This is a genomic window from Salinicola sp. NYA28a, assembly GCF_976982775.1.
This window is the reverse complement of record NZ_OZ334582.1, coordinates 3,590,883-3,613,880: the sequence shown is the minus strand read 5'-3', so window position 1 is coordinate 3,613,880 and position 22,998 is coordinate 3,590,883. Positions and strand designations below refer to the sequence as shown.

The 22,998-nt window shown below is 61.2% G+C and carries 20 protein-coding genes and 1 pseudogene; 4 read left to right on the top strand and 17 right to left on the bottom strand.

Annotation, left to right across the window (positions count from 1 at the left end; genetic code table 11):
• Positions 1-95: 95 nt before the first annotated feature.
• Complete coding sequence (locus ACWHY3_RS16290; RefSeq protein WP_448126993.1) at positions 96-1,019, bottom strand: nuclease-related domain-containing protein; 924 nt, start codon at positions 1,017-1,019, stop codon at positions 96-98.
• Between the two features lie 161 nt (positions 1,020-1,180).
• On the opposite strand from ACWHY3_RS16290, the gene ACWHY3_RS16285 reads away from it, so the two are divergent.
• Positions 1,181-2,053: an NAD-dependent protein deacetylase gene (locus ACWHY3_RS16285; protein WP_303853841.1), complete on the top strand. Its 873-nt coding sequence runs from the start codon at positions 1,181-1,183 to the stop codon at positions 2,051-2,053.
• A 55-nt stretch (positions 2,054-2,108) separates the two neighbouring features.
• Here ACWHY3_RS16285 and ACWHY3_RS16280 read toward each other — a convergent pair whose 3' ends face one another.
• The 11 genes from ACWHY3_RS16280 to ACWHY3_RS16230 all read right to left on the bottom strand — a co-directional run bounded on the left by ACWHY3_RS16280 (position 2,109) and on the right by ACWHY3_RS16230 (position 14,513).
• Complete coding sequence (locus tag ACWHY3_RS16280; RefSeq protein ID WP_448126992.1) at positions 2,109-3,101, bottom strand: aldo/keto reductase; 993 nt, start codon at positions 3,099-3,101, stop codon at positions 2,109-2,111.
• A gap of 87 nt (positions 3,102-3,188) precedes the next feature.
• On the bottom strand, positions 3,189-3,608 hold the full coding sequence (locus tag ACWHY3_RS16275; RefSeq protein WP_087720085.1) for a YbaY family lipoprotein: 420 nt from the start codon (positions 3,606-3,608) through the stop codon (positions 3,189-3,191).
• Positions 3,609-3,751: 143 nt separating this feature from the next.
• Entirely contained in the window at positions 3,752-4,126 is a 375-nt protein-coding gene (locus ACWHY3_RS16270) for a translation initiation factor Sui1 (protein ID WP_445512162.1), read from the bottom strand.
• Between the two features lie 213 nt (positions 4,127-4,339).
• Positions 4,340-5,020: an HAD family hydrolase gene (locus ACWHY3_RS16265; RefSeq protein WP_448126991.1), complete on the bottom strand. Its 681-nt coding sequence runs from the start codon at positions 5,018-5,020 to the stop codon at positions 4,340-4,342.
• 274 nt (positions 5,021-5,294) lie between these two features.
• Entirely contained in the window at positions 5,295-7,457 is a 2,163-nt protein-coding gene (locus ACWHY3_RS16260) for an amylo-alpha-1,6-glucosidase (RefSeq protein WP_448126990.1), read from the bottom strand.
• A 10-nt stretch (positions 7,458-7,467) separates the two neighbouring features.
• Positions 7,468-8,556, bottom strand: coding sequence for a glycosyltransferase family 4 protein (locus tag ACWHY3_RS16255; protein WP_448126989.1), 1,089 nt, complete (start codon positions 8,554-8,556; stop codon positions 7,468-7,470).
• A gap of 609 nt (positions 8,557-9,165) precedes the next feature.
• Positions 9,166-10,152: a 2-hydroxyacid dehydrogenase gene (locus ACWHY3_RS16250; protein ID WP_087720076.1), complete on the bottom strand. Its 987-nt coding sequence runs from the start codon at positions 10,150-10,152 to the stop codon at positions 9,166-9,168.
• A gap of 210 nt (positions 10,153-10,362) precedes the next feature.
• Positions 10,363-11,001 (bottom strand): protein-methionine-sulfoxide reductase heme-binding subunit MsrQ, encoded by a 639-nt coding sequence (gene msrQ / locus ACWHY3_RS16245; RefSeq protein WP_087720075.1) that lies wholly within the window; start codon positions 10,999-11,001, stop codon positions 10,363-10,365.
• Entirely contained in the window at positions 11,001-12,032 is a 1,032-nt protein-coding gene (gene msrP / locus ACWHY3_RS16240) for a protein-methionine-sulfoxide reductase catalytic subunit MsrP (protein WP_110650447.1), read from the bottom strand. The genes msrQ and msrP overlap by 1 nt, the downstream gene beginning before the upstream one ends.
• 154 nt (positions 12,033-12,186) lie before the next feature.
• Positions 12,187-13,527 carry an SLC13 family permease gene (locus ACWHY3_RS16235; protein WP_332779450.1) on the bottom strand — a complete coding sequence of 447 codons (1,341 nt, stop codon included), beginning with the start codon at positions 13,525-13,527 and terminating at the stop codon, positions 12,187-12,189.
• A 116-nt stretch (positions 13,528-13,643) separates the two neighbouring features.
• Complete coding sequence (locus tag ACWHY3_RS16230; RefSeq protein ID WP_087720072.1) at positions 13,644-14,513, bottom strand: DMT family transporter; 870 nt, start codon at positions 14,511-14,513, stop codon at positions 13,644-13,646.
• A gap of 148 nt (positions 14,514-14,661) precedes the next feature.
• Here ACWHY3_RS16230 and ACWHY3_RS16225 point away from each other — a divergent pair, with 148 nt between their 5' ends.
• The gene (locus tag ACWHY3_RS16225) at positions 14,662-15,486 is read left to right on the top strand and encodes a sugar phosphate isomerase/epimerase family protein (protein WP_162619577.1); all 825 of its coding nucleotides are present in this window, start codon (positions 14,662-14,664) and stop codon (positions 15,484-15,486) included.
• 17 nt (positions 15,487-15,503) lie between these two features.
• On the opposite strand, the gene ACWHY3_RS16220 is transcribed toward ACWHY3_RS16225, so the two are convergent.
• From ACWHY3_RS16220 to ACWHY3_RS16200, 5 genes and pseudogenes are all read right to left on the bottom strand, one after another.
• Complete coding sequence (locus ACWHY3_RS16220) at positions 15,504-16,445, bottom strand: AEC family transporter (RefSeq protein WP_239496300.1); 942 nt, start codon at positions 16,443-16,445, stop codon at positions 15,504-15,506.
• 196 nt (positions 16,446-16,641) lie between these two features.
• Positions 16,642-17,427, bottom strand: a complete 786-nt coding sequence (locus ACWHY3_RS16215; RefSeq protein ID WP_448126988.1) for an IclR family transcriptional regulator domain-containing protein — start codon at positions 17,425-17,427, stop codon at positions 16,642-16,644.
• A gap of 243 nt (positions 17,428-17,670) precedes the next feature.
• Positions 17,671-18,019 (bottom strand): annotated as a pseudogene (locus ACWHY3_RS16210) (transposase); the annotation flags it as partial.
• Between the two features lie 328 nt (positions 18,020-18,347).
• Positions 18,348-19,502 carry an acyl-CoA dehydrogenase family protein gene (locus tag ACWHY3_RS16205; protein ID WP_448126987.1) on the bottom strand — a complete coding sequence of 385 codons (1,155 nt, stop codon included), beginning with the start codon at positions 19,500-19,502 and terminating at the stop codon, positions 18,348-18,350.
• 52 nt (positions 19,503-19,554) lie between these two features.
• A complete protein-coding gene (locus ACWHY3_RS16200; RefSeq protein WP_448126986.1) occupies positions 19,555-20,373 on the bottom strand; it encodes an IclR family transcriptional regulator in 819 nt (272 codons plus the stop codon).
• Between the two features lie 280 nt (positions 20,374-20,653).
• Between ACWHY3_RS16200 and ACWHY3_RS16195 the strand changes: the two genes are divergently transcribed.
• Both ACWHY3_RS16195 and ACWHY3_RS16190 read left to right on the top strand, forming a co-directional pair.
• Positions 20,654-21,445: an enoyl-CoA hydratase gene (locus ACWHY3_RS16195; protein WP_448126985.1), complete on the top strand. Its 792-nt coding sequence runs from the start codon at positions 20,654-20,656 to the stop codon at positions 21,443-21,445.
• Positions 21,445-22,974 (top strand): 3-hydroxyacyl-CoA dehydrogenase, encoded by a 1,530-nt coding sequence (locus tag ACWHY3_RS16190; protein ID WP_448126984.1) that lies wholly within the window; start codon positions 21,445-21,447, stop codon positions 22,972-22,974. The genes ACWHY3_RS16195 and ACWHY3_RS16190 overlap by 1 nt, the downstream gene beginning before the upstream one ends.
• Positions 22,975-22,998: the final 24 nt, after the last annotated feature.

The following is a 22,998-nucleotide window of genomic DNA, read 5'->3' as shown; positions in this document are numbered from 1 at the left end:
TCCTGGCTTGTGGGAAAGTTTTTGGGCGTCTTTGAGAAGGTCTTTTTTAAGCGCTCTCTGGAAAATCCCTTGGGGAAAGTTCGAGGTGGAGGCTTTCAGGCTCCGTCGGTTGACTGGCGCTTGCTCTCGAAGTGTCGATAGCGGGCGTTCAGGGTATCCACCAGACGCTGGCGCTGGGCGTCGTCGATGACTTCGACCTGGGCGGTGCCGAGCTGGGTGGCGAGATCGGCACCGTCGACCACACGGACATCGCGGCTGTCGCCGAGGTGCTCGGTTTCGTCATCGATGATCCAGCCCGGAAGCACGAGGATGCCGCTCACCGGCACGCTCAATTTGGCGTGGCGCGACAGCCACTGGCGCAGCCAGACCGTCGACAGCCGAACCTTGCGCAGGACCTGGCGTTCGCTCCAGCCGCGGAAGCGCAGGCGTTCGTTTTCCACCGAGACGGTGTTGATGGGGTGACCCTCGAGATCGAGCGGAAAGTCGCGGGCCACGGTCTGGATCACGAACACGCCCTGGGGCGTTACCAGCACGTTGTCGATACTGTAGCTGTCGGCGGGAAAATCATGGAAGACGAAGTAGGGCTTGGCCAGCGGCCGGATCAGATGATCCAGCGCCTGGCCGACCGCCAGCTCGCAGGCCAGGCTGCGCGTCAGGCGACGGAGACGCTGCACGTCGCGCAGGATCAGAAAGCAGAACAGCATGGCCAGCAGCGTGCTGACGACGCCATACAGCGACCACTCCAGCCAGCTCTGCCTTTCGGCGAACAGCATGCGGCCCATGCCGTAGACCAGTGGCATCAAGGTGAGCGTCGGCGCCAGCGTGGCATCGAGGAAGAATGTCATGCGGGCTTTCTCGAGACGATCGCGATGGGCCTGGGCGATCTCGCGGATGGGCTTGCCGTCATGCGGCGAGCGAAGGCCGACGGTCTGTACGTCGCGCAGGGTGATCGCCACCAGGGCGGCGGCGCCCAAAGGAGCGAGAAAGATCAGCGGCAGCACGTACTCCAACCAGGCCATGAGCGGGTGTCCTTGCGGCGTGGGCGGGAAGAGGCCCCATTCTAGCCGAGGTCGAGCGCCCTCTGCGATGTCGGTGCGCGAGACCTGCATCTTGCAGGTGTCGGATGACGGGATCGGCTAGGGTAAAACCAGCAATGAGATTCGACAGGAAACGTTTTTCGATGGAAAACACCGGGTTCGAAGGTATCAGTCAGAATATCGGGGTGCTGGCCGAGTTCGTGTCGCGTCATCCGCGGTTGTTCGTGCTCACGGGGGCCGGGGTGAGTACCGATTGCGGCATTCCCGACTATCGCGATGCGCGCGGCGACTGGAAGCGGCCGCCGCCGGTCAGTCACCAGGCCTTCATGGGCAGCCACGGCGTGCGGCAACGTTACTGGGCCCGTAGTCTGGTCGGGTTCCGGGCACTGGCGGCCGCTCATCCGGGGAAGGCACACGCGGCGTTGACTGCACTGGAGCGCCAGTCGCGAATCACCTCGCTGGTGACCCAGAACGTCGATGGCCTGCACCAACGCGCCGGCGCCCGCCGCGTCATCGATCTGCACGGTCAGGCCGACGTGGTGAAGTGCATGAGCTGTGGCGCGACCCTGATGCGTCACGCGCTGCACGACGAACTGGCGCTGCGTAATCCCCGCTGGCTGTCATTGAGCGCCGAGGTGGGGCCGGACGGTGACGCCGATCTCGACGGTTACGACTTCTCGACGTTCGAAGTGCCGAACTGCCATCGCTGTCGCATCGGCATTCTCAAGCCGGACGTGGTGTTCTTCGGCGACAACGTGCCCAGGCCCCGCGTCGAACAGGCCTTTCAGGCGCTGGAGGAGGCCTCGGGGATGCTGGTGGTCGGCTCGTCGCTGATGGTCTATTCGGGGTTTCGCTTCGCCCGCCAGGCAGCCAAACGCGGCAAGCCGATTGCCTGCGTCAATCTCGGCAAGACGCGGGCGGATGAGCTGTTCGATCTCAAGATCAGCGCGCCGATCGGCCCGACCCTGACGGCACTGGTCGACGCGCTGGAACTGCCGCAACGCCAGGCACGCTGAGACGACAGAACCCGGCCGAAGCCGGGTTCCAGATTGGCGATGAATCACTTCACGGTCACTTGCGCGTCGGCGGTGCCATGAATTCGGGGCCGACCGGATCCTTGATGTGCCGGGTCAGAATCGCATCGATATCGACCATGTCTTCGTCGCTCAGCTTCCAGCCGGTGATGTCGCCCAGCGGTTCGACCTGCTCCGGCTTGCGGGCGCCCCACAGCGCGACGATGTTGGGAGAGCGATCGAGAATCCAGCGCACGGCCAGCGCCAGCACGCTCTTGTCATGGCGCGTGCGCGCCAGTTCGGCCAGCGCATCGACGGCGGCCAGATACTGGGCGAACCGCGGTGACAGGAACTTGGGATCGCTGTTGCGCAGATCGTCACCGTTGAAGGTATAGCCTTCGTGCATCTTGCCGGTAAGCAGGCCGCGGCACAGCGCGCCGTAGGTCAACAACGTCAGGTCGTTGTTCTCGGCGTAGGGCAGGATCTCGCTGTCGATGTCGCGCTCGAACAGGTTGTAGGGCGGCTGAAGGGTATGCAGCGGCGCCGTCTGGCGGAAGGTGTCGCACTGCTCGGGGGAGAAGTTGCTGACGCCGATCGCCCGGATCTTGCCGGCACGATGGAAGCGCGCCATCGCCTCGGCGGTCTCCTGGATGTCGACCAGCGGGTCCGGCCAGTGGATCTGGTAAAGATCGATGTGGTCGGTGTTCAGCCGGCGCAGCGAATCGTCGAGCTCCTTCTCCAGCCGCTTCGCCGTGGCGTTGCGGGCCACGCTTGCGTCGTCGTACCACTCGAGGCCCGCCTTGGTCGCCAGCACCAGCTTGTCACGCTGGCCGGCCTGGGCGACGGCCTTGCCGACGACCTCTTCCGAGTGGCCGAAGCCGTAGGCCGGAGCGGTATCGATCAGGTTGACGCCCTGGTCGATGGCGGCATGAATGGTGCGGATGGCATTGGGGTCGTCGGTGCCGCCCCACTGGCGGCCACCCATGGCCCAGGTGCCGAGGCCGATGCGCGATGTGACGATATCCGTACCCGGTAATGTCAATGTTTCCATCTTGTCCTCTTTGACGATGAATCGAGTCCCTACAGAGTGGCGGGGCATGTCGTCTTCGGCAAGCCGGACCTTTGGCGCGTCGTGCCTTCAGCGGCTCGTATCGGCGCCGGTGGTCGTTACCGGAATGTCCGGTTCGGTGGGGTCGCCATCGGCGAAGACCGATACTGGCTCGGGATTCAGGTAGAGGATGCGATCGCCGTCGCGAATCTGTGCGCTGAGACGGTAGAGATCGTCGGGGTCGATCGCCTCGGCGGCATACTGCAGGGTGATGGGAATCGGAAGTTGGTCCAGCCGTTCGTAGCGGCTGCTGGCCAGCACGTCGCCCGTGGAGATGTCCTTCAACTGGACTTCCAGCGTGGCGGAGTCGGGCAGCGTGATCGGCTTTTCGGAGACCACGCGGGCGGCCAGCGTGTCGAACTGGGGCCCGCCGGCGCAGCCCGCCAGCACGACGAGCGCGGACAGGATGGTGACGAGACGCAAAGGTCGCGGAACCCTGGGCAAAAGCATCGGAACCCCTCGAGATGGAACGGTGAAATGGTGGATGGAACTTGGGAAAGTCTGGCATCGAAGCGTGCGGCACGACGACCGTGCGGTTATGACAAGCCAGCGTGTGGGAAATTCCCGCTGATCGGAACAGCGACGAGGGCCGATCAGCCGCCGGCGAGCTTGACCTTGAAACCGCGCGACTCCAGCTCGCGCTTGAGCACGTCGCGATGATCGCCCTGGATCTCGATCACGCCATCCTTGACCGCGCCACCGGTGCCGCAGCGCTTCTTCAGCGTCTTGGCCAGGGTTTTCAGCTCGTCGCTGCCCAGCGGGACGCCCTGGATCGTCGTGACGCCCTTGCCCTTGCGGCCGCTGGTTTCTCGTCGAATGCGCACGATACCGTCGAGGGCGGCGATGCGTTCGGCTTCCTCGCGATCGCGACATTCGCACTGGGCCACGGGTTGGCGGCAGTCGGGGCAGGTCTCGCCGTGTTCGGTCGAGTAGACCAGGCCGCGCAGCTGATCCTGTAACGAAGGCATGGGAACTCCGAATCGAGACATGAAAGCCCTATGATAACGCGGCGATCCGCCTGCGAACGACCACTCGAAGCGACCGAACCGATATCGACTGAACTAAAACGACCGGCCAAAAACGACCGGGCCAAAAACGATCGCGGCCCGAGCGTTTGGCTCGGGCCGTGATCATCGTTCTGCTATTGAGACTGGTCGGCGTTGGTGCCTGAACCGAGCCGATTAGAGATTGCTCACTGCCAGGGCGGGCATCAACTTCTCGATCGCGGCCGGCAGCTCGCGCATGTCGCGAATGCCGATAGCGCCTGCCGGGGTGGGTTCGAGATCGGCAAAGCGGTTGATATGGACGACCCGCATGCCGGCTGCCAGTGCGGCACGTACACCGACCTGGGCGTCATCGATCACGATGCATTCACCCGGCTCGAAGCCCATGTCGCGGCCGGCGTGAAGGAAGAGCCCCGGCGCCGGCTTCCAGCTGCCCACGGTGTAGGCGCTGTAGATGTTGTCGCCGAAGAAGCCGCGCAAACCGGTGCTGTCCAGCGCACGTCGGATCTTGGTCTCGGGGCCGTTGGAGGCGACGCAGCGCGGCAGCGAACCCAGTGCGTCGAGCGCTTCCCGCACCCCGGCGATCGGCTCGAGCTCGTTCGCCATGCGCTCATGCATCTCCTGGCGCATGGCCGTCTCGGTCGTTTCGCGCACCCCTGCTTTCAGGGGCCCGTAGACACGCTCCAGATGCGCGACGATATTGGCGAAACGGGTGCCACGAAAGTCCCCCATATAGTCGCTTGCCTGAAAAGGGAGTCCGGCCTGGCTCAGGCATTTGGCCATGATTTCGGCCAGCAACGGTTCGCTGTCGACCAGGGTGCCGTCGCAATCGAATAGCAAGCAGAGCGGATCGGGCATGATGGGTCGCCTCAAGGGCGCAGTCGATGAGTTTGAGGTGGAAGCGAGCGGTATCACGGCTATCGGCCGCGTAACCATAAAGTTTGACCATAGGGTTACGGAACGCTGTTTTTAATCTCGACTTAAACTTTAGTCGCCCCCATTCACCATGACAAGCCGGAATGGCGAAAACTGCTCACTCTCTGCACATTTTCGCTGCGACCCACCATTTTTCTTGCTGCGACCCACCATTTTGCGAATGCCTTCAATTCAGTCTCATTCCCGCCACAGACTCCTAGACCAGTACGCTGACCTTCACGTCGCCTTCGCGATGGGTGACGTTGACGCTGACGTCATTGGCGTGCCGGGCCAACGAGAGATCGAGCGTGGCATCGCCGACACGCAGCCGCTGAATCGACAGGTGGTTGATCCACACCGGCAGGCGGGGGTGATCGAAGCGCAAGTGCGGAGCCTCGGCGCTGAAGGTCAGGCCGAGACACGCCTGCAGCATCTGGAACACGCTGCCCGCCGCCCACGCCTGGGGCGAACAGGCCACCGGATAGCGCGTCGGCCCCTGCGCGGGTTGGCGCGCGAATCCGCAGAACAGCTCGGGCAAGCGGTAATCCTCCATGTGCATGGCGGCCTCGAACAGTCCGGTCATGATACGGATCGCCGCCTCCTGGTGGCCATAGCGGGCCAGTCCCTGAGCGATCATCGCGTTGTCGTGCGGCCATACCGAGCCATTGTGATAGGACATCGGATTGAAGCGAGTCTCGCCCCTGGCCAGGGTACGAATGCCGTAGCCGTTGAAACCTTCTTCGGAAAGCAGAGTTTGCGCCAGCCTGTCTGCCCGTTTTGGTAGCGCGATCCCGCTCCACAAGGCGTGGCCGGCATTGGAGGCGCGAACGGCGCACGGGTTTTTGTCGCCATCCAGTGCCAGGGCATAGCTGGCGATGTCGTCGCCCCAGAAGGCGTCATCGAAGCGCTGCTGCAACGCATCGGCTTGCTGCTCCAGGCGCACCGCCATCTCCGACTTTTCCAGCAATCGCGCCAGTCTGGCGGCGCCACGCTTGGCGGCGAACACATAGCCTTGTACCTCGCATAAGGCGATGGCCCCCCCGGCGCTGCGGCCATCGGCATGGAATACGGAGTCGGCGGAGTCCTTCCAGCCCTGTTGCGTCAGCCCGCCATGGCGGCTGGCCTCGTATTCGACGAAACCGTCGCCGTCGAGATCGCCGTGTTGATCGATCCAGTGCAGTGCCTGCTCCAGCGCCGGCCATAGCTGGCGAATGAATGCCGTGTCACCGCTACGCGCCTGATAGGCATCGGCCAGCACCACGAACAGCGGGGTCGAATCGACACTGCCGTAATAGCGCCCGAAGGGGATCTCGCCAAGCCGCGCCATTTCACCATCCCGGGTTTCATGCAGAATCTTGCCGGGCGTGGCATCGGACCGGGAATCCTGATCCACGGCCTGGGTGGCGGCGAGAAACCCCAGCACGCCGCGTGCCAGGTCGGGGGCCAGCCATAGGGTCTGCAGCGCGGTGATCAGACCGTCGCGCCCGAACGCGGTGCTGAACCAGGGCACGCCTGCATAGGGATAGGGCCCATGCGGCGTATCACTGACCAGCATCTGCAGGTCGGCGGCGGAGCGCGTCATCCACTCATTGAACTGTTCGTTGTCGGAATAGAGCGAGCCGACCAGGGCGCGATCATGGTCCTGCCTGGCGCCGATCCGGCGCACGGCGGTGTCGAAGTCCAGCGCTTCCTCACGCGCTTTCTCCTCCTCGCAAGTGACACTGAGATCGAGCGTGACCGCCTGCTGCGGGGCCAGTTCCAGTTCATGAACCAGGTACTCGCCGTCTTTTTCGCCATCGGCGACGTAGGCCGGGCGGTCGAGCCGAACGCGCGTCTGACAGGTGCGGCCATCGAGACCACGGTAACGGAATAGCACGGTCCGTTCGTCGCGTGTCGGCGCGAGTCCTTCCCCGCGATGGGCGCGCTGGCGCCCGCGAATTTCGAAGATATCGGCGTAGTCGGCGGCGACCAGCAGGCCGAGCCGCAACCTGGCGGTGGTGGTGCCGTAGTTGGTCATATGGATACGCTCGTGCAGCACGCCATCCCACAGCACCTTGGTGCGGCGCAGATGCACCGTATCCTTGGCCACGTCCGCGCTGGCCGGCACGGTGAGGTCCACGCTGAAACCCTGATTATCGCGGTTGACCGCCGAATTGAGCAGCAGCGGACGCTGGCCGTCGATATCCAGCTCGAGCCGCGACAGGTAGCGAGTGCCCTCGTGGTAGAGTCCCTGCTCGCCGAGGCCGACCGGGTGAATGTCCCCCAAGCGGTCGAACAGGGCGAAGGTCTCGCCCTGTTTGAGCACCTGGGCACGCGCATCCGCGCGTGCCGAGCTGGCGTTGACGTACCATTGATCGTTGACGCGAATCGTATCTTTCATGATCGGCTCCTCAGTCGACGAAGGCCTGTAAGGGCTCTCCCCGCCGCGGGGCGTGCGGACCATTCCCGGCAGCGAGCAGACGCTGATAACAGCGCAGGTAACCCTCGCTCATCGCCGAGACGGAGAAGCGCTGCTCGAAGTAGTGACGGCAACCCCGGCGGTCGATCTCATCGATACGCGCCAGCGCGGCAACCGCCTGGTCGATGTTGTCGACCACCCGGCCGCTGACACCATCGTGCATGACTTCCGATACCGAGCCTCGCCGGAAGGCGACGACCGGAGTGCCGCAGGCCATGGCCTCGATCATCACCAGGCCGAACGGTTCGGGCCAGGCGATCGGGAACAGCAGCGCGCGGGCATTGCCGAGGAAGTCATCTTTTTCTCTTTCGCCAATCTCGCCGATGTACTCCACCTGTGGATGGGAAAGTAGCGGCTTGATACGGCTGTCGAAATAGTCCTTGTCGCCCTGGATGTCGGCGGGCTTGGCGGCCAGCTTGATCGGCAACCCGGCGCGCAAGGCGATTTCGATCGCCGTATGCGGCGCCTTCTCCGGCGAGAAACGGCCGATGAAGGCGAGATAGTCGCCACCGTCGGGATTGAGATGGTAGAGCGATTCCGGTACGCCGTTATAGACGGTGTCGAGCCAGTTGACGCCGCGCAGCGGCTGACGCTGGTGGTCGGAGATCGACACCAGCGGCTCGTGGGGGAAGCGCGCGAACAGCGGATAGGCATCGCTGATGTCGAGCCTGCCGTGCAGGGTGGTGAGATGCGGCACGGAGAGATAACGCAATGGCAGGAAGTGAGCGTGGTAGTCGGTATGGAAGTGGATCACATCGAAATCGTCGGCACGTTCGAGCACGCTATCGACCTCGGCGAGCAGCGGCGAGATCCTGTCGACCACCCACTCATCGCCGCGCATGGCGCGTTCGCACACCGGCACCAGTTCCGCGGCGGTTTGCGAGTCGCCGCTGGCGAACAGCGTCACCTCATGACCCTGATCGACCAGCGCTTCGGTGAGATAGGAAACGACGCGTTCGGTGCCGCCGTACTGCTTGGGTGGAACGGATTCGTTGAGGGGAGCGACTTGAGCGATTCTCATCCTGAAATTCCTCCGATCGCTAAACGGAAAAACGCAGACACAGAATGGACGAAGCACTGGCGGTGGCACGAAACACCACCTGCCAGGCCGAAATGAAGCTTGTAATAGGGCCTATCGGAAAAAGTTCAAGCATGAAGGCATGAAGGCAGCTCAGGCTCACCTGACACGGCGTGTCTCGGGCTGGTAGCGCCTCTCCTTACCGCTACGGCCGCGGAGCGCCAAGCTCACCTGGCGCGCACGGGTAACGGGGCGTGTCAGCGAGACGTGGGCGCAAGCTGCTGCCTACGCATTTGAGTGCTCGCTACTTCGTCTGACACTCGACGTTGGCCTTGGCCGAATCGGCACAGTCATCCGTTTCTCCCCAATGGGAGATCAAGTAGATACAGCCAATCAAACTCAGCACCAAAACCACGATGGCTATTTTCATGGTGTTCCTTTGTCACTATCGGATGTCGCTATCGCTATCGGAAAGACCCAATCATCGTAGTTCAAGTCCGATAGAAATCGCCGGCATCTTGCCCATTCGTAAACGCGATTCCTGAATCATGAAGGCCGCGTTTTACCTTGATCAATGGCCAAAGTGCCGCTTTCCATAGAGGGGACGGTGTCTCAGTTCAGCCTGTCGCCCCAGGCTTCCTCGTTGAACGGGCTGATCGGGCGTTTGCCATCCAGCGCGAGCATGATGTTGTCGACTGCGCGCTGGGCCATGGCGGTGCGTGTTTCATGGGTAGCGGAGCCGATGTGCGGCAGTGCGACCACGTTGGGCATCTTGGGCAGCGGAGAATCCGCCTGCAGCGGTTCCTGCTCGAACACGTCGAGACCGGCGCCGCGAATCTGGCCGCTTTCGAGGGCCTGGATCATGGCCTGTTCGTCGACCACCTGCCCGCGGGAGATGTTGATGAAGATGGCGCCCTCCTTCATCAGCTCGAACTCGCGGGCACCGATCAACTGGCGGGTTTCCGGGGTCAGCGGCACGATGGCGCAGACGAAGTCGGACTGCTGCAGCAGCTCGTCCAGTTCGCAGCGGCGCGCGCCCAGCTCTGCTTCCAGAACCGGTTTGGGCGAGGCGTTGGAGTAGAGGATCTTCATGCCGAAACCGAGGGCGCCGCGGCGGGCCACCGCCTGGCCGATGCGTCCGAAGCCGACCATGCCCAGCGTCTTGCCGTGGACGTCGCTGCCGAACTGTTCGGGGCCGATGCTGGACTTCCAGTCGCCGCGCTTGACGTACTCGGCCAGTTCCACCACCCGGCGGGCACTCGCCATGATCAGCGAGAAGCCGGTATCGGCGGTGGTTTCGGTGAGCACGTCCGGCGTGTTGCAGAGCAGGATGCCGCGGCGGGTCAGCTCCTCGACCGGATAGTTGTCCACGCCTACCGAGATACTGGCGATCGCTTCCAGGTTGGGCGCGGCGTCGAGCAGTTCCGGGGTCATGTTGACGCCCGCGCCGATCAGCCCGTGAGCTTGTCCCAGCGCCTCGCGGAATGCCGGATCGTCGGCCGATTCGAGCTTGCCGAAGTAGTCGACGTGAAAGCGTTCGCGTAGCTGGTCGAGTTGCTGGTCGTTGAGGCGACGGTACGCCAGGATGCGCTTGCTCATGAAAGACTCTCCGGCTGAAAAATCGAAATGTCCGCAGGCGACGACATCGCCGCCTGCGAGGTGAGGGACGCACGAGCTTACCGACAAACCCGGCCCCCTGAGGCAGTGCTTCGACGAAAGTCTAGCGGGAAGGACGCGGTCGGAGACAAGTCCGAACGAAGGAATCTTGGTGTTTGTCACCGGTCACGCGCCCAGCAGGCGCTCGACGCGTTATACGGAGGCCCGCCCGGGCCGCTTGATCAATTGGCGGAATTTCGGCAGCTGCCGGGCGATGGGCGGAATGCGCAGAATCATCAACAGGGCGCCAACGGCGGCATAGAGGCTCCACTGCTCCAGGTCGGCACGGACCACCCAGAGAAAGTGCAGCAGCCCCAGACCCAGCACCAGGTAGACGATCTTGTGCAGCGTCTTCCAGCGCTTGCCCAGCTTGCGCATCGACCACTTGTTGGAGGTCACGCCCATCGCGATCAGCCCGACGAGAGCGAGCATGCCGACGATGATGTAGGGGCGTCGGACGATCTCGCTGCCGAGCCGGGAGAGATCCAGCCCGAGGATGAAAACGGCGTAGCAGAACAGGTGCAGCAGCGCATAGGTCAAGGTCCACAGGCCGAGCTGGCGGCGGATCAGGGTGAAGCCTTTCCAGCGGGTCAGCTTGGTCAGCGGGGTCAGGCTGAGAGTGGAAAACAGCATCCACAGTATGCCCTGGCCGATGTTGAGCAGCAGGTAGCGGCCGGGTTCCGGGCCGGCGGCGTTGATCGCGACCTGCGAGCTCCACCAGGCCAGCGGCACCAGCGCGGCGATGAACACCGCGATGCGCCAGAGCGTCAGCGTGTAGCGGGGCGTCGGCATCAGAAGTTCTTCCTCAGATCCATGCCCTGATAGAGACTCGCGACCTCCTCGGCGTAGCCATTGAACATCCGCGTATCGATGATGTTGGGATTGAACAGGCTGTTGGGTAGCCGGCGCTCGGTGGCCTGGCTCCAGCGTGGGTGATCGACCTCGGGATTGACGTTGGCATAGAAGCCGTACTCGTCCGGGGCGATCGCCTGCCAGGAGTTCACCGGCTGCTCTTCGACCAGCGAGATCCGCACGATCGACTTGATGCTCTTGAAGCCGTACTTCCACGGCACGACCAGGCGGAAGGGCGCACCGTTCTGGTTGGGCAGTTCGCGCCCGTACATGCCGAGCCCGAGAATCGCCAGCGGATGCATCGCCTCGTCCATGCGCAGGCCCTCGGTGTAGGGCCAGTCGATCAGCGCGAACGAGGAGTCCTGGCCCGGCATCTGTTCCGGTGCGACCAGTGTCTCGAACTTGACGTACTTGGCCTTCGACGTGGGCTCGGCGCGTTTGATGACGTCACCCAGCGGAATCCCCAGCCACGGAATGACCATCGACCAGGCCTCGACGCAGCGCAGCCGGTAGATGCGCTCCTGCAGGCGGGAAGGCTTGGCCAGATCCTCGAGATCGAAGCGCCCGCCGTTATTGACCTCGCCGTCGATCACCACGCTCCAGGGCTGGGTCTTCAGCGCGTCGGCGTTGCGCGCAGGGTCGCCCTTGCCGGTGCCGAATTCGTAGAAGTTGTTGTAGTGGGTGGCGTCGTCGAAAGGCGTGAGCTTGTCCAACTGGCGATCGGCAGGCACCACGCTTTCCCATTCGGCGTTGGCCAGCTTGGGCTCGAGCCAGCCTGGCGGATTGCCGGCCGGTACGTCCTGATAGTCGGAGGCGGCCGCCAGAGCGCGTCCCGACAGTGCCAATCCTGCTCCTGCACTCAGGCCCAGGCCAGCCAGCCCGCCCATGAAGCGGCGACGCGAGAGGTAAACCGATTCCGGGGTGACGTCCGATTCGCGCAGGTCGCCGGGTTTGGCAATCTTGATCAACATGATGAGTCTCCAACCGCCGATGATGGCATAGGGTGGATACGCTGGCGGTGCGCGCCTGGATGCGTGTACCGAGACGCCGGCGTACGCCGTGACACCGCATGAGGCTCAGTTTAGGTGATCCATGCCCCGTCCTGCCGGAAAACGCCGGTCGCGTTCAGATCACGCCCAGCCAGCGCCACCAGATGAAATCGAGCGGCCACAACAGCAGGATCGTGACCACCGCCAGCGGCAGCGTGATGCGCATGGCCTGACGGATGCTCACGCCGGAAGTGAGCAGGCCGATGATCAGCGGCGGCGACTGATAGGGGAACACCACGGTCGAGAATCCGATCACCTGAGACATCACCACCGCGGAAGGCGACCAGCCGGTGACATCGGCCAGTTGCGGTGCCAGTGGCGTCATCACCGCGGGAACGCCGGGCAGCGTGACCAGCATGCCCAGGATCGTGCCGATCACCGAGAGCCAGGCGAAGTTGCCGGCAGTCGATTCGGGCGAGAGCGGCAACACGTCGAGAAGCTGGCCGGCGATCGCCTCGCCCAGCCCGCTGTCGTGCGCCAGCGCGCCCAGGCTGACGATCCCGGCGACGTAGATGAACGGTTCGAGGTTCATCTGCTGCAACGGTCTGGCCGGCAGCAGCCCGCTGCCCGGGAACAGGCAGACCAGCGCCACCAGCATGCCGATCCAGGCCGGCGAGATGCCGTGCCAGGCATCGGTCATCCACATCACCACGGCGAAGGCCAGCAGCACGCTCATCAGATTGCCGCTGCCTCCCAGCCTGGACGGCGGCTCGGCCGTAAAGGGCGACGGCGCCACGGCGCGGAACTGCCACAGGATCAACCCCATGATCAGCACCCACTTGAGCAACCCCAGCACGGGAAAGTGCAGCAGCAGATATTCGCCATAGCTGGGCGAGAAGCCGAGCACCGCTTCGCTGGCCCCCATCAACACATTGTTGGGCACGTTGGCCGGCAGAATCGTGAAGGTGGGCAGAAAGCTCGACATGATGCCGCTGAGCAGGACGCCGCTGCGGCCCGGATTGCCCGGGGCGTAGCCGAAGCGGTCGGCCAGAGTCAGCAGGATCGGCACCAGCAGCACGATCCGGCCCATCGCCGACGGCATGAAGAAGGAGGCAATCAGCCCCAGCAGCCCCACGCCGACGACCGCCTGTGGATAACCTGACGCGAGATGAGGTCCGATCCGGGCGGCGACGCGTTCGCCCAGGCCGGTGTGATTGATCGCGGCGCCGATCACCATGCCCGAGAACACCAGCCAGGTCGCGGCCGACTCGAAACCGACGAACGCCGTCGAGGCCGGCGCGACCTTCGCCACGGTGCAGAGGGTGAAGAAGATGAGCGCCGTCAGCCACTGCGGCAGCCAGCCGGTGGCCCACAGGCCGATGCAGAGCACCACTACGATCCCGGCCTGCAGGACCGAGCCGTCGGCGCTGCCCAGCAACAGCCAGCCGAGCGCGCCCAGCAGAGCCAGCAATGACATTCCCTGACGCCAAGGCAAAACGGTAATCGAAGAGGACATCACGACAGATCCGAAGGCGAGCGAGGCGGCAGTATACCAGCGTGAAAAGCGACCATCGGTCGAATCGGGGGGCTGGATCAGCGCTGCAGACTCAGCAGAGTAATGGTGATCAGAATGATCGCCATGCCGAAAAGTTGCAGCGGGGCGAGAGTCTGTCCCAGCACGACGAATCCGAACAGCGAGGCCGTGACCGGCTCCACCATGGCGATCATGGAGGCCGCCGAGGGGGACGTCCGTCTCAGCCCGGGCAGATAGAGATAGAAGGAGATGCCTGCGCCGAACAGTCCGAGCAGCAGAAACCCGTAGGCGTCGCCGGTGAACGGCACTTTCTGCATCTGCCCGATGTCGACGAATGCGAACAGCAGCAGCGTCAGGGTCAGGAAGGCGATCGTCAGGACCGCCTGCGCCGGTCCCTGGGCTCTGGCGTAGCGAAAGCCGAAGATGAACAGGGCGTAGGACAAGCCGGACAACAGGCCGCAAGCGATACCCCAGACCGAAACCTGGCCCGTGCCGCTGCGCAGGATGTCGGTCAGCAGCACGATACCCACCATCACCGCCGTGATCGACGCCCATTTGCCTAGCGTCGGCTTCTCCAGACCGCATGCGAACGACACCAGAAAGACGAACAGCGGCGCGGTGTACATCAGCGTGGCGGCGATCGCCACGTTGGCGTTCGAGATGCTCAGGAAATAGAAGGTGAAGTTGCCGGCCACACCAACGCCAGCCACGACCGACCAGGCGATGAGCCGCCAGTCGAATCGCAGGTTGCGCAACGGATGGAGGACGAACCAGGCCAGCATGCAGACCAGGCCGATCGCGCCGCGATAGAAAGAGATGACGTAAGGATCCCAGCCCTCGTCCATCAGCAGGCTCGCAACGCCGCCCGACAGGCCCCAGAACATGGCTGCAAGCGTGATGTGGACGGTGCCCTTCACCGAATTCGACATGGTTTGATGCCCTCCTTGGCAGATGTTGTCTGTCGTCAGCGTAGATGACGAATCGGATTCGCGAACCTGTGGCGTCGTGACGGTTTCCTTCTAGGCTGAACATCCAGACGGGCCAGATGGGTGGCTCCTGCCAGCCGGGAGAGAATGCGTGAAGCAGGTAACGACAACCGCGATGGCGACGCTCTGTCTGAGCGGAGAATTGACGAACAAGCTGGAGGCGATCGCGCGGGCCGGATTCGACGGCGTGGAGGTTTTCGCCGATGACCTGCAGTCGAGCGGTCTGGCGCCGCGAACCGTGGGGGAGCGTTGTCGGGAACTCGGACTGACGGTCGTCGCGCTACAGCCGTTCCGCGATGCCGAGGCGCTGCCGCCGGCATGGCATCGGCAGATGCTGGAGGAAGCCAGGCGACAACTCGATACGCTGGCCGATCTCGGTGGCGACTTCCTGCTCGCCTGCAGCAACACCCGCGAAGAAGCCCAGAACGACCGGGGCCGATCCGCCGACAGCCTGCGCGACCTGGCCGAACTGGCGGCCGAACGGGAGATGCGCGTGGGCTTCGAGGCGCTGGCCTGGGGACGGCATGTCTTCGACTATCGCGAGGCGTGGCGGATCGTGCAGCGGGCGGATCATCCGGCGCTTTCCATCGTGCTGGACAGCTACCATATCCTGGCTCGCGAACTCGAGCTGGAAACCCTCGCCACGATTCCTGGCGACAGAATCGGCCTGGTGCAGCTGGCCGATTCGCCGTGGCCGCGCGGGCAGGATCTGCAATCGCTGAGCCGCCATCGACGGGCGTTTCCCGGCGACGGCGAATTACCCATCGAACGCTTCATGGAGGCATTGGGCAGGACAGGGTACGCCGGGCCGCTGTCGCTGGAGGTCTTCAGCGATGCATTGGCGGTCATGCCGACGGGCATGGCCGCGCTCCAGGGCAAGCACGCGCTGGATTCGCTACTGGCTTCGCAGCCGTAACAGCGCCTCGTTCGGCGCTATACCAGCCACAGATGGCTCAGCCAGATTCCCAATGCCAGTGTCAGCGCCGACAGCACCGTCGCCATTACCATCGCCGCCGTGCCCAGCTCGCCGAACCCGTAGCGCTGGCCCAGCAGCGGATACATCGAGAGCATCGGCGCACAGGCGAAGACGATGGCGGCAGTGGCGAATACCGGATCGAGCCCCGGTATCAGCAGTACCATCAGCAGCACGCAGAGCGGGTGCAGGGAGAGCTTGGCGAGTGCGATCCGAGTCACACGCTTGACCATGCCGCGCACGCGCAGGCCGCATAGCGTGCCACCGATGACGAACAGCGCCACCGGCGAGGACGAGGCGGCGAGCATCTCGAGCACCCGGGCAATCGGAGCCGGCGGGTGCAGGTTCAGCGCGGCGAGCAGCGTGCCCACGGCGATGGCGATGATTAACGGATGGCGCAGGATGCGCAGCGCGACCGGTTTCGCCGTCTTCCACACGCCGCCCTGGGCCTGGCGGCCGAGCTCGGCGAGTACCAGCGCCGTGGGAATCACCAGCAGATTCTCGATCAGCATGTTGAGCGCCAGGGCAATGCCTGCCGTGGGGCCGACCACCAGCACCGCCACCGGATAGCCGATGAAGCCGCTGTTGGAGGCCGACGTGCCCAGGGCATACATCGCCCGGCGCTCCAGCGGCGCATTGCCGCGCAGCGTTACCATGGCGAAGGTGATGGCGAAGGCGAGCCCGGAACCCAGTCCGTAGACCAGCAGATAGGGCACGTTGAAGACCTCGTCCAGCGGACGCTGGAGCAACGCCTGGATCACTAGCGCGGGCAGGGCGATGTTGATCACATAACGGCCCATGCCCTGGATATGGGCTTTGTCGACGATGCGCTTGAGCACCGCGAGATAACCGATGCCCAGCAGGATGAAGATGGGAACGATGGCGCCGAAGATGGTGTTCACGAAACGTTGACCGCTGCCAATTAGACTTATGCCTAATAGCATGAGCCCGAGACGGGCTACCGGCAAGTGGATTCACTCGTACGGCGCCCGTCGTCCTCGGTCAGCAAATGTTTGCAATCAGCGTTGCCAGCCGATGACCTCCAGCGCGCGCTGGCGATGCGCCTCCGTGATCTGGCCGACTGCCCGCCGCGAGCTTTCAGTTGACCTGCTGGGCTATCAGTTTCGCCTTCTCGCGAAGCAGGGGCAGGAAGTCTTTCGTTAATGTCTGCATGTCGATCCGCGCCGCGTTGGTGCTGATATTGATGGCGCCCAGTAACCCTCCATTGGCGTCGAAGGCCGGGATTGCCAGAGAGCGGAGCCCCGAATCCAGCTCCTGATCCACAATACAGTAACCTTGCTCGCGAATCTCGACGAGGCGCGCCTCCAGCGTCGTCTTGTCGGTGATGCTGTGTTCGGTGTGCCGCGAGAGAGCGACCCGCTCGAGATAGGCAGTGCGTTCCGCATCAGGCAGCTGTGCCAGCAGGACGCGTCCCATGGAGGTATAGGCTGCCGGAAGGCGGGTGCCGATCGACAGTGAAATGGACATCAAGCGGTGATGAGCCGCCGATCGCGCCACATAGGTGACGTCGTCGCCATCGAGTACGCCCATTGATGAGGACTCGCCGGTAACATCGGTAATGTCTTCGAGGTGTTGTTGAATCACGCTGCGATAACCGTTCGAGGAGAGAAAGGCGTAACCCAGTTGCAGAACCTTGGGTGCCAGTTCGAAAGAACGATGCTGTTTGCGCACGTAACCCAAGGCGTGCAGCGTCAGCAAAAAACGACGTGCACGTGCACGATTCATTCCCGTCTTGGCAGCGACCTCGCTCAAAGTCATCCGTGGTGATTGCTGATCGAAGGCGAGTATCACCTCGAGCCCGCTGGCGAGCGCAGTGACGAAGTCGCGATCATCAGGGTTGAGCATTTCATCCTTGCTGGGCATGACTGGAACATTCCTCGCTATCTATCGAATCGAATCCCACAAGCTTAAGGGGTAAAAGGAAAGTTCGAAAGCCGAACATCTGTTCTTAAGGCATGCGAAAATAAGCTTATACGACCAAATTACTATCGCAGAGAGCTTTTGATTGCACCCTTCATGGTAACGCTGGCTTGCCAATTGAGGATGACTGTTCTTGAGTTCAAGATATGGTAATGCAAAGTGGGACACTCTGGAGCGATTCAGAAACCGATATCGAACCATCTTGCGATCCACCCCCCCACTATCCGGCAGGCCCGACGCTCAGAGATACCAAGCGAGTTCCTCAAATGTGAGACAGTCTCGCGCGTTACGGCGGGCGTCACCACTTTTTGAAACCAGTTCCTTCATAGCGGTCAGATCGAGCATCTGTTCAGCCAGTGACTTCTTGAGCTTCGCGTTCTTGTCCTCAAGGGGCTTTAGACGCTTCGCTTCCGATAATATTATATTGTCTAACTTGGTTTTTCAGTAAGATACCTTCCGACCTGCCGTGTTTGCGGCACAAGTTCGCACACTTCGCGCCCGCTTCATACTCGGCTAGGATGTCGATGATCTGAATCTTGCTTGTTTCATGATCTGTCCTCAGTTAGGTCGGGTTCTAATCGACGCTGAAAGAAGAATCCCTGTAGCAGGTTATATCGAGTGAAGGCTTTATATTTTTAGGGGGTTTTGATTTTTAAATATCTGTGAAAAGTTAAATTGTTAATGTGAATGCCATTTTGAAAATGGCATTCCATTTAAGCAGCGGATGGGCGAGTTGCAACTATAAAGTGTTTTTCTATTCTTCTATTACATGCTTTTCAATTGGCAGTGTATTATTTTTAGTGTTTAAGATGTTGGTTGCGTGGCCAATTGGAGTCCGCAGTTATGGTTGGCAGTCAATTGAGTTATGCCTCCGCCTCTCGGATCATATTACGAGAGATGATCACCTGTTGGATTTGGGTAGTGCCTTCATAAAGCCGGAAAAGACGTACATCGCGATAGAATCGCTCAACGGCATATTCACTAATATAGCCAGCGCCGCCATGGATCTGAACCCCCTTGTCGGCGACTCGACTACACATTTCAGTGGCGAACATCTTGGCACAGGAGGCCTCGGTGCTAACGTCCAAACCTTCGTCACGTTTACGCGCTGCATCCAGTACCATGCATTTGGCAGCATAGATTTCAGCCTTAGAATCAGCCAGCATGCCTTGAATCAACTGGAAGTCAGAAATGGTGCGACCAAATTGCTTTCTTTCCATGGCGTACCGTAGGGAGTCCTCCAGCACGCGTTCGGCGGCTCCTACAGCTATGGCAGCTATGTGTAGACGCCCCTTGTCAAGCACCTTCATAGCAGTTTTGAACCCGACTCCTTCTTTCTCACCTATCAAAGCACTGGCCGGGACACGCACATTATCGAAGATTACATCAGCTGTGTGTGCGCCTTTCTGGCCCATTTTTTTGTCCCGCTTGCCAATGGTGATTCCTTTTACATCGGAGTCTACAATAAATGCGCTTATACCCTTAGCACCTTTGATATCGGGATTGGTACGCGCCATGACGGTAAAAATTCCAGCATGTGGGGCGTTGGTGATGTAACGCTTGGTGCCGTTAATAATGTAATCATTCCCATCCCTGACGGCGGTGGTTCTCAGTGACGCCGCATCGGATCCTGAATCGGGTTCCGTTAGACAGAAAGCGCCGAGAATATCGCCGCTCGCCAATCTAGGCAGATAGGTAGATTTTTGCACATCAGTACCGTCCAGCAGAATGCCGATAGAGCCGATGCCATTATTTGTACCGATGAAGGAACGGAACGCTGGGGACGTGTGACCCAGTTCAAAGGCAATATTGACCTCTTCTTCCATGGTAACGCCGAGTCCACCAAACTCCTCAGGAATGGTGAGTCCAAAGAGTCCCATATCACGCATCTGAGATATTATATCCTCAGGGATCTCATCTGTCTCGGAAACCTCCTCCTCTCGGGGAATGAGGGCTTCATTGATGAAGCTTCGAATGGAATCCAGAAGGATCTGCATTGTTTCCTGGTCGCGAATCATAATCTTTCCTCGCTGATTTTATTTTTGACTACTACCTAGTATGTCTCGTAGTTCACGAGATCTGCGTTTCTATATCATTGACCATCTGTACCAGTCTTGGGCCGATGGACTCTTCAAGCTTTTCGCGGGAAATCTGAAATTCTGGACCCCCGCAGTTGAATGACAGGATGCCCAGTTGCGGATGGCTAAGAGGGACTGCAACCGCATTCACTTTTCGTTGCCACTCGCCGATCGAAAGACAATAACCATAGTCTGCGTAGTCCCTAAAGGCACGCTCCAGCGCTCTGCGTATGCTTGGCCACTCCTTTGGGCTGCTCTCCTTGATATGTTCCATTATCACCTCGGCTTCATCTTGAGGCATGGCTGCTAGGCAAGCTCGTCCCGCTGAACTCTGATGAATAGGGAGACGTGTCCCTATCTGGCGGCGAATGGTCGAACGTAGGGCGCTCTGTACCACGTCCAGGTAGACCATATCGAGACGGTCTCGGGCGGACATGGATACGGTTGCGCCTACCTCGTTAGCGAGGTTGATCATCAATGGCTGTGCAACCGAGCGAATCGGCAGATTGGATATCATGGAGTAGCCAAAGGACATAACGCCTACATCCAGTTGATATTTCCCGCGTGGTAGAGGGCGTAGATAGCCTAGTCTAGCTAGCGTGTGCGTCAGCCTGCTCACTGTAGGACGCGGAAGCCCCGTCTTTCTTGCCAGATCGAGATTGCTGAGCATGCTGTCACGCGGGGTGAAGCAACGTAGCAGCTCCAGCCCTCTTGCCAGCGATGTCACGAACTGTCGGTCTTTCTCCTGTTCTTCCTCTGTATGGATTAGGTCCACCACGATCTGGAAGTCGCCACTGTCTCTTTTTTTCACCGAGCCTCGCTCCGGCCGCAAGTAACTAGGGAAAGAGTTTGCGTGCATTGCTCTGAAAATGTCAATCAATCGAACGAAAAGTCTGCATTGCAGACATAATGATTTTTTTTGTACTTTCGTAGCATGCCATGGCTACTGCTTGATCCTCTTTGCCTTGAGATGAATAGGGGGTTGCTCCGGCACCTAGGGTTTCATTGACAGTCTTTCAGGAAAGTGTGTAATTTAATGATATAGCAAAATAAAAGTCCGTATAGCGGACATATTAACAGTTAGGTGTTACATGAATGACAAGCAACAGCTAGCCGAGGCTTACCTGGCGTCACTAGTCGATGGCGTAGCCGTGGTTCGAATCGATCGACCAGAGGCCAAGAATGCGCTCAATGCTGCGATCAGGCGTCAGTTAGCCGAACATTTCTCGTCTCTGGCTCACCGAGATGAGGTGAGGGCCATTGTGCTGACGGGCGGCGAGCACGTCTTCGTGGCTGGGGCCGACGTCAAGGAGTTCGCTACGGTGTCCCCTGCCGAGATGCATCAGCGCCACAACGAGCGCTTTTGGGAGCCTATTGCGCTTTGCCCCAAGCCGGTAATCGCCGCGGTGAACGGATTCGCCTTGGGCGGTGGCTGCGAACTTGCCATGCACTGCGACATTATCGTGGCGGGAGAGACGGCTCGATTCGGTCAGCCTGAGGTCAAACTGGGCCTAATGCCCGGGGCTGGCGGGACGCAGCGCCTCGTTCGGGCGGTAGGCAAGTTCCAGGCCATGCGCATGCTGATGACCGGGTGCCTGGTTTCGGCGCCTGAGGCTCTACGTATGGGGCTAGTCAGTGAAGTTGTGGCAGACGACCAGACCTTGGAGCGCGCCAAGGCACTGGCCCACGAGATTGCGTCTCTACCCTCGCTGGCGCTGGAACAGATCAAGGAGACGGTACTCGCGGGGGCCGATTTGCCTTTGGATAGCGCACTGGTCCTTGAGCGGAAAGCCTTCCAAATGCTCTTCGATACTGCGGATCAGAAGGAAGGGGCGGCTGCGTTCATAGAGAAGCGCAAACCGAATTACCGGGGAGAGTTGTAATGTCAAGAGAAGTGAACCGGGTGGGAATCGTCGGCACCGGGGTAATGGGGGTGGGGATTGCGCAGATTGCTGCCCAGGCTGGCTTGCAAGTCGCGCTGTTTGACAAGCGAGACGGGGCGGTGAGCGCTGCGCGCGATGGACTACAGGCAACCTTCGATAAGCTGGTGGGCAAGGGCAAGGTCTCGCGTGAATCCGCCGATGCCGCCTTGTTGCACCTCAAGGTCGCCGAATCGATGGCGGACTTGGCAGATTGCGATGTGATCATCGAGGCGATCGTTGAGGATCTGGAAGCCAAGCAAGCCCTGTTCACCGACCTGGAGGCAATCGTTTCCAGGGAGTGCATCTTGGCGACGAATACCTCGTCCCTGTCTGTCACGGCCATTGCTTCGGGATTGTCGTGTCCTGGCCGGGTGGCCGGTTTCCACTTCTTCAATCCCGTGCCCCTGATGAAAGTCGTCGAGGTAGCCGACGGGATTGACACCGATAATGCAGTTGTCGATACGCTGCTAGAGTTGGCGAGCAGGCTAGGCCATGCCGGCGTGCATGCCCAGGACACCCCTGGGTTCATCGTCAACCATGCCGGACGCGCCTACAGCACGGAAGGGTTGATGATCTTGGAAGAGAGCGTGGCGGCGCCTGAGGATATCGACCACATACTCCGCGAGGAGGCTGGTTTCCGGATGGGGCCCTTGGAGCTGCTCGACTTGACGGGGTTGGATGTGTCCCACCCCGCAATGGAATCCATCTTCGAGCAGTTCTATCACGATCCGCGCTATCGGCCTTCCTACGTTACCCAGCAGATGCTGAAAGGTAACCGCCTGGGGCGCAAGACGGGCGTTGGCTTTTACCGCTACGAAGGCGGACGAAAAGCCGATGCCTTTGCTCCCCAGCCGGTGCCCAAGGTGAGCCATGTTCCGCCGATCTGGGTAGGGTGTGAAGACGCCGCCGAGCGCGATCAGGTGATGGCACTGCTGGAGTCGCTTGGCGGTCGAGTGGAGTCGTCCGGCTCACCTTCGGAGGAGGCGCTCTGCCTATTGCTGCCTTTTGGTGAAGATGCCGTCAGTGCCAGTGCGCACTTCGGTGTCGCCCCTGAGCGAACGCTCTGCCTCGATGCGTTGCAGAGCCTTGACCGTCACCGGACCCTAATGATGACGCCGGTCACGCGGCAGGACATGCGTGAGGCGGCTCACGCCCTGTTGGCGTCGGATGGCGTCGGAGTCACTGTGATTCGTGACAGTGTGGGGTTTGTCTCCCAGCGAGTGCTTGCCTCGGTAGTCAACCTGGCCTGTGACATTGCCCAGCGTGGGATTGCCACGCCTACCGATATCGATAATGCCGTAAGACTGGGGCTCAACTATCCGCATGGCCCACTGGCGTGGGGGGATGCGTTGGGTCCGAAACGATTGCTGGCCATCCTTGAGCGTATCAACGCGCTGACGGGGGATCCCCGGTATCGCCCAAGCCCGTGGCTGCGCAGGCGCGCCACGCTAGGGGTATCCCTGTTGCACGAAGCATCCAGTATTCGGTGATGTCGGGAGGTTTATCATGTTGGA

What these genes read in the sequence shown, in the direction of transcription:
- ACWHY3_RS16250 (WP_087720076.1), bottom strand. Translation starts at nt 10,152, where the DNA reads ATGAGCAAGCGCATCCTGGCGTACCGTCGCCTCAACGACCAGCAACTC.
- ACWHY3_RS16255 (WP_448126989.1), bottom strand. Translation starts at nt 8,556, where the DNA reads ATGAGAATCGCTCAAGTCGCTCCCCTCAACGAATCCGTTCCACCCAAG.
- ACWHY3_RS16205 (WP_448126987.1), bottom strand. Translation starts at nt 19,502, where the DNA reads ATGATTCGCGACCAGGAAACAATGCAGATCCTTCTGGATTCCATTCGA.
- ACWHY3_RS16235 (WP_332779450.1), bottom strand. Translation starts at nt 13,527, where the DNA reads ATGTCATTGCTGGCTCTGCTGGGCGCGCTCGGCTGGCTGTTGCTGGGC.
- ACWHY3_RS16270 (WP_445512162.1), bottom strand. Translation starts at nt 4,126, where the DNA reads ATGCCTTCGTTACAGGATCAGCTGCGCGGCCTGGTCTACTCGACCGAA.
- ACWHY3_RS16285 (WP_303853841.1), top strand. Translation starts at nt 1,181, where the DNA reads ATGGAAAACACCGGGTTCGAAGGTATCAGTCAGAATATCGGGGTGCTG.
- ACWHY3_RS16230 (WP_087720072.1), bottom strand. Translation starts at nt 14,513, where the DNA reads ATGTCGAATTCGGTGAAGGGCACCGTCCACATCACGCTTGCAGCCATG.
- ACWHY3_RS16190 (WP_448126984.1), top strand. Translation starts at nt 21,445, where the DNA reads ATGTCAAGAGAAGTGAACCGGGTGGGAATCGTCGGCACCGGGGTAATG.
- ACWHY3_RS16260 (WP_448126990.1), bottom strand. Translation starts at nt 7,457, where the DNA reads ATGAAAGATACGATTCGCGTCAACGATCAATGGTACGTCAACGCCAGC.
- ACWHY3_RS16215 (WP_448126988.1), bottom strand. Translation starts at nt 17,427, where the DNA reads ATGCCCAGCAAGGATGAAATGCTCAACCCTGATGATCGCGACTTCGTC.
- msrQ (WP_087720075.1), bottom strand. Translation starts at nt 11,001, where the DNA reads ATGCCGACGCCCCGCTACACGCTGACGCTCTGGCGCATCGCGGTGTTC.
- ACWHY3_RS16265 (WP_448126991.1), bottom strand. Translation starts at nt 5,020, where the DNA reads ATGCCCGATCCGCTCTGCTTGCTATTCGATTGCGACGGCACCCTGGTC.
- ACWHY3_RS16280 (WP_448126992.1), bottom strand. Translation starts at nt 3,101, where the DNA reads ATGGAAACATTGACATTACCGGGTACGGATATCGTCACATCGCGCATC.
- ACWHY3_RS16290 (WP_448126993.1), bottom strand. Translation starts at nt 1,019, where the DNA reads ATGGCCTGGTTGGAGTACGTGCTGCCGCTGATCTTTCTCGCTCCTTTG.
- ACWHY3_RS16275 (WP_087720085.1), bottom strand. Translation starts at nt 3,608, where the DNA reads ATGCTTTTGCCCAGGGTTCCGCGACCTTTGCGTCTCGTCACCATCCTG.
- ACWHY3_RS16195 (WP_448126985.1), top strand. Translation starts at nt 20,654, where the DNA reads ATGAATGACAAGCAACAGCTAGCCGAGGCTTACCTGGCGTCACTAGTC.
- msrP (WP_110650447.1), bottom strand. Translation starts at nt 12,032, where the DNA reads ATGTTGATCAAGATTGCCAAACCCGGCGACCTGCGCGAATCGGACGTC.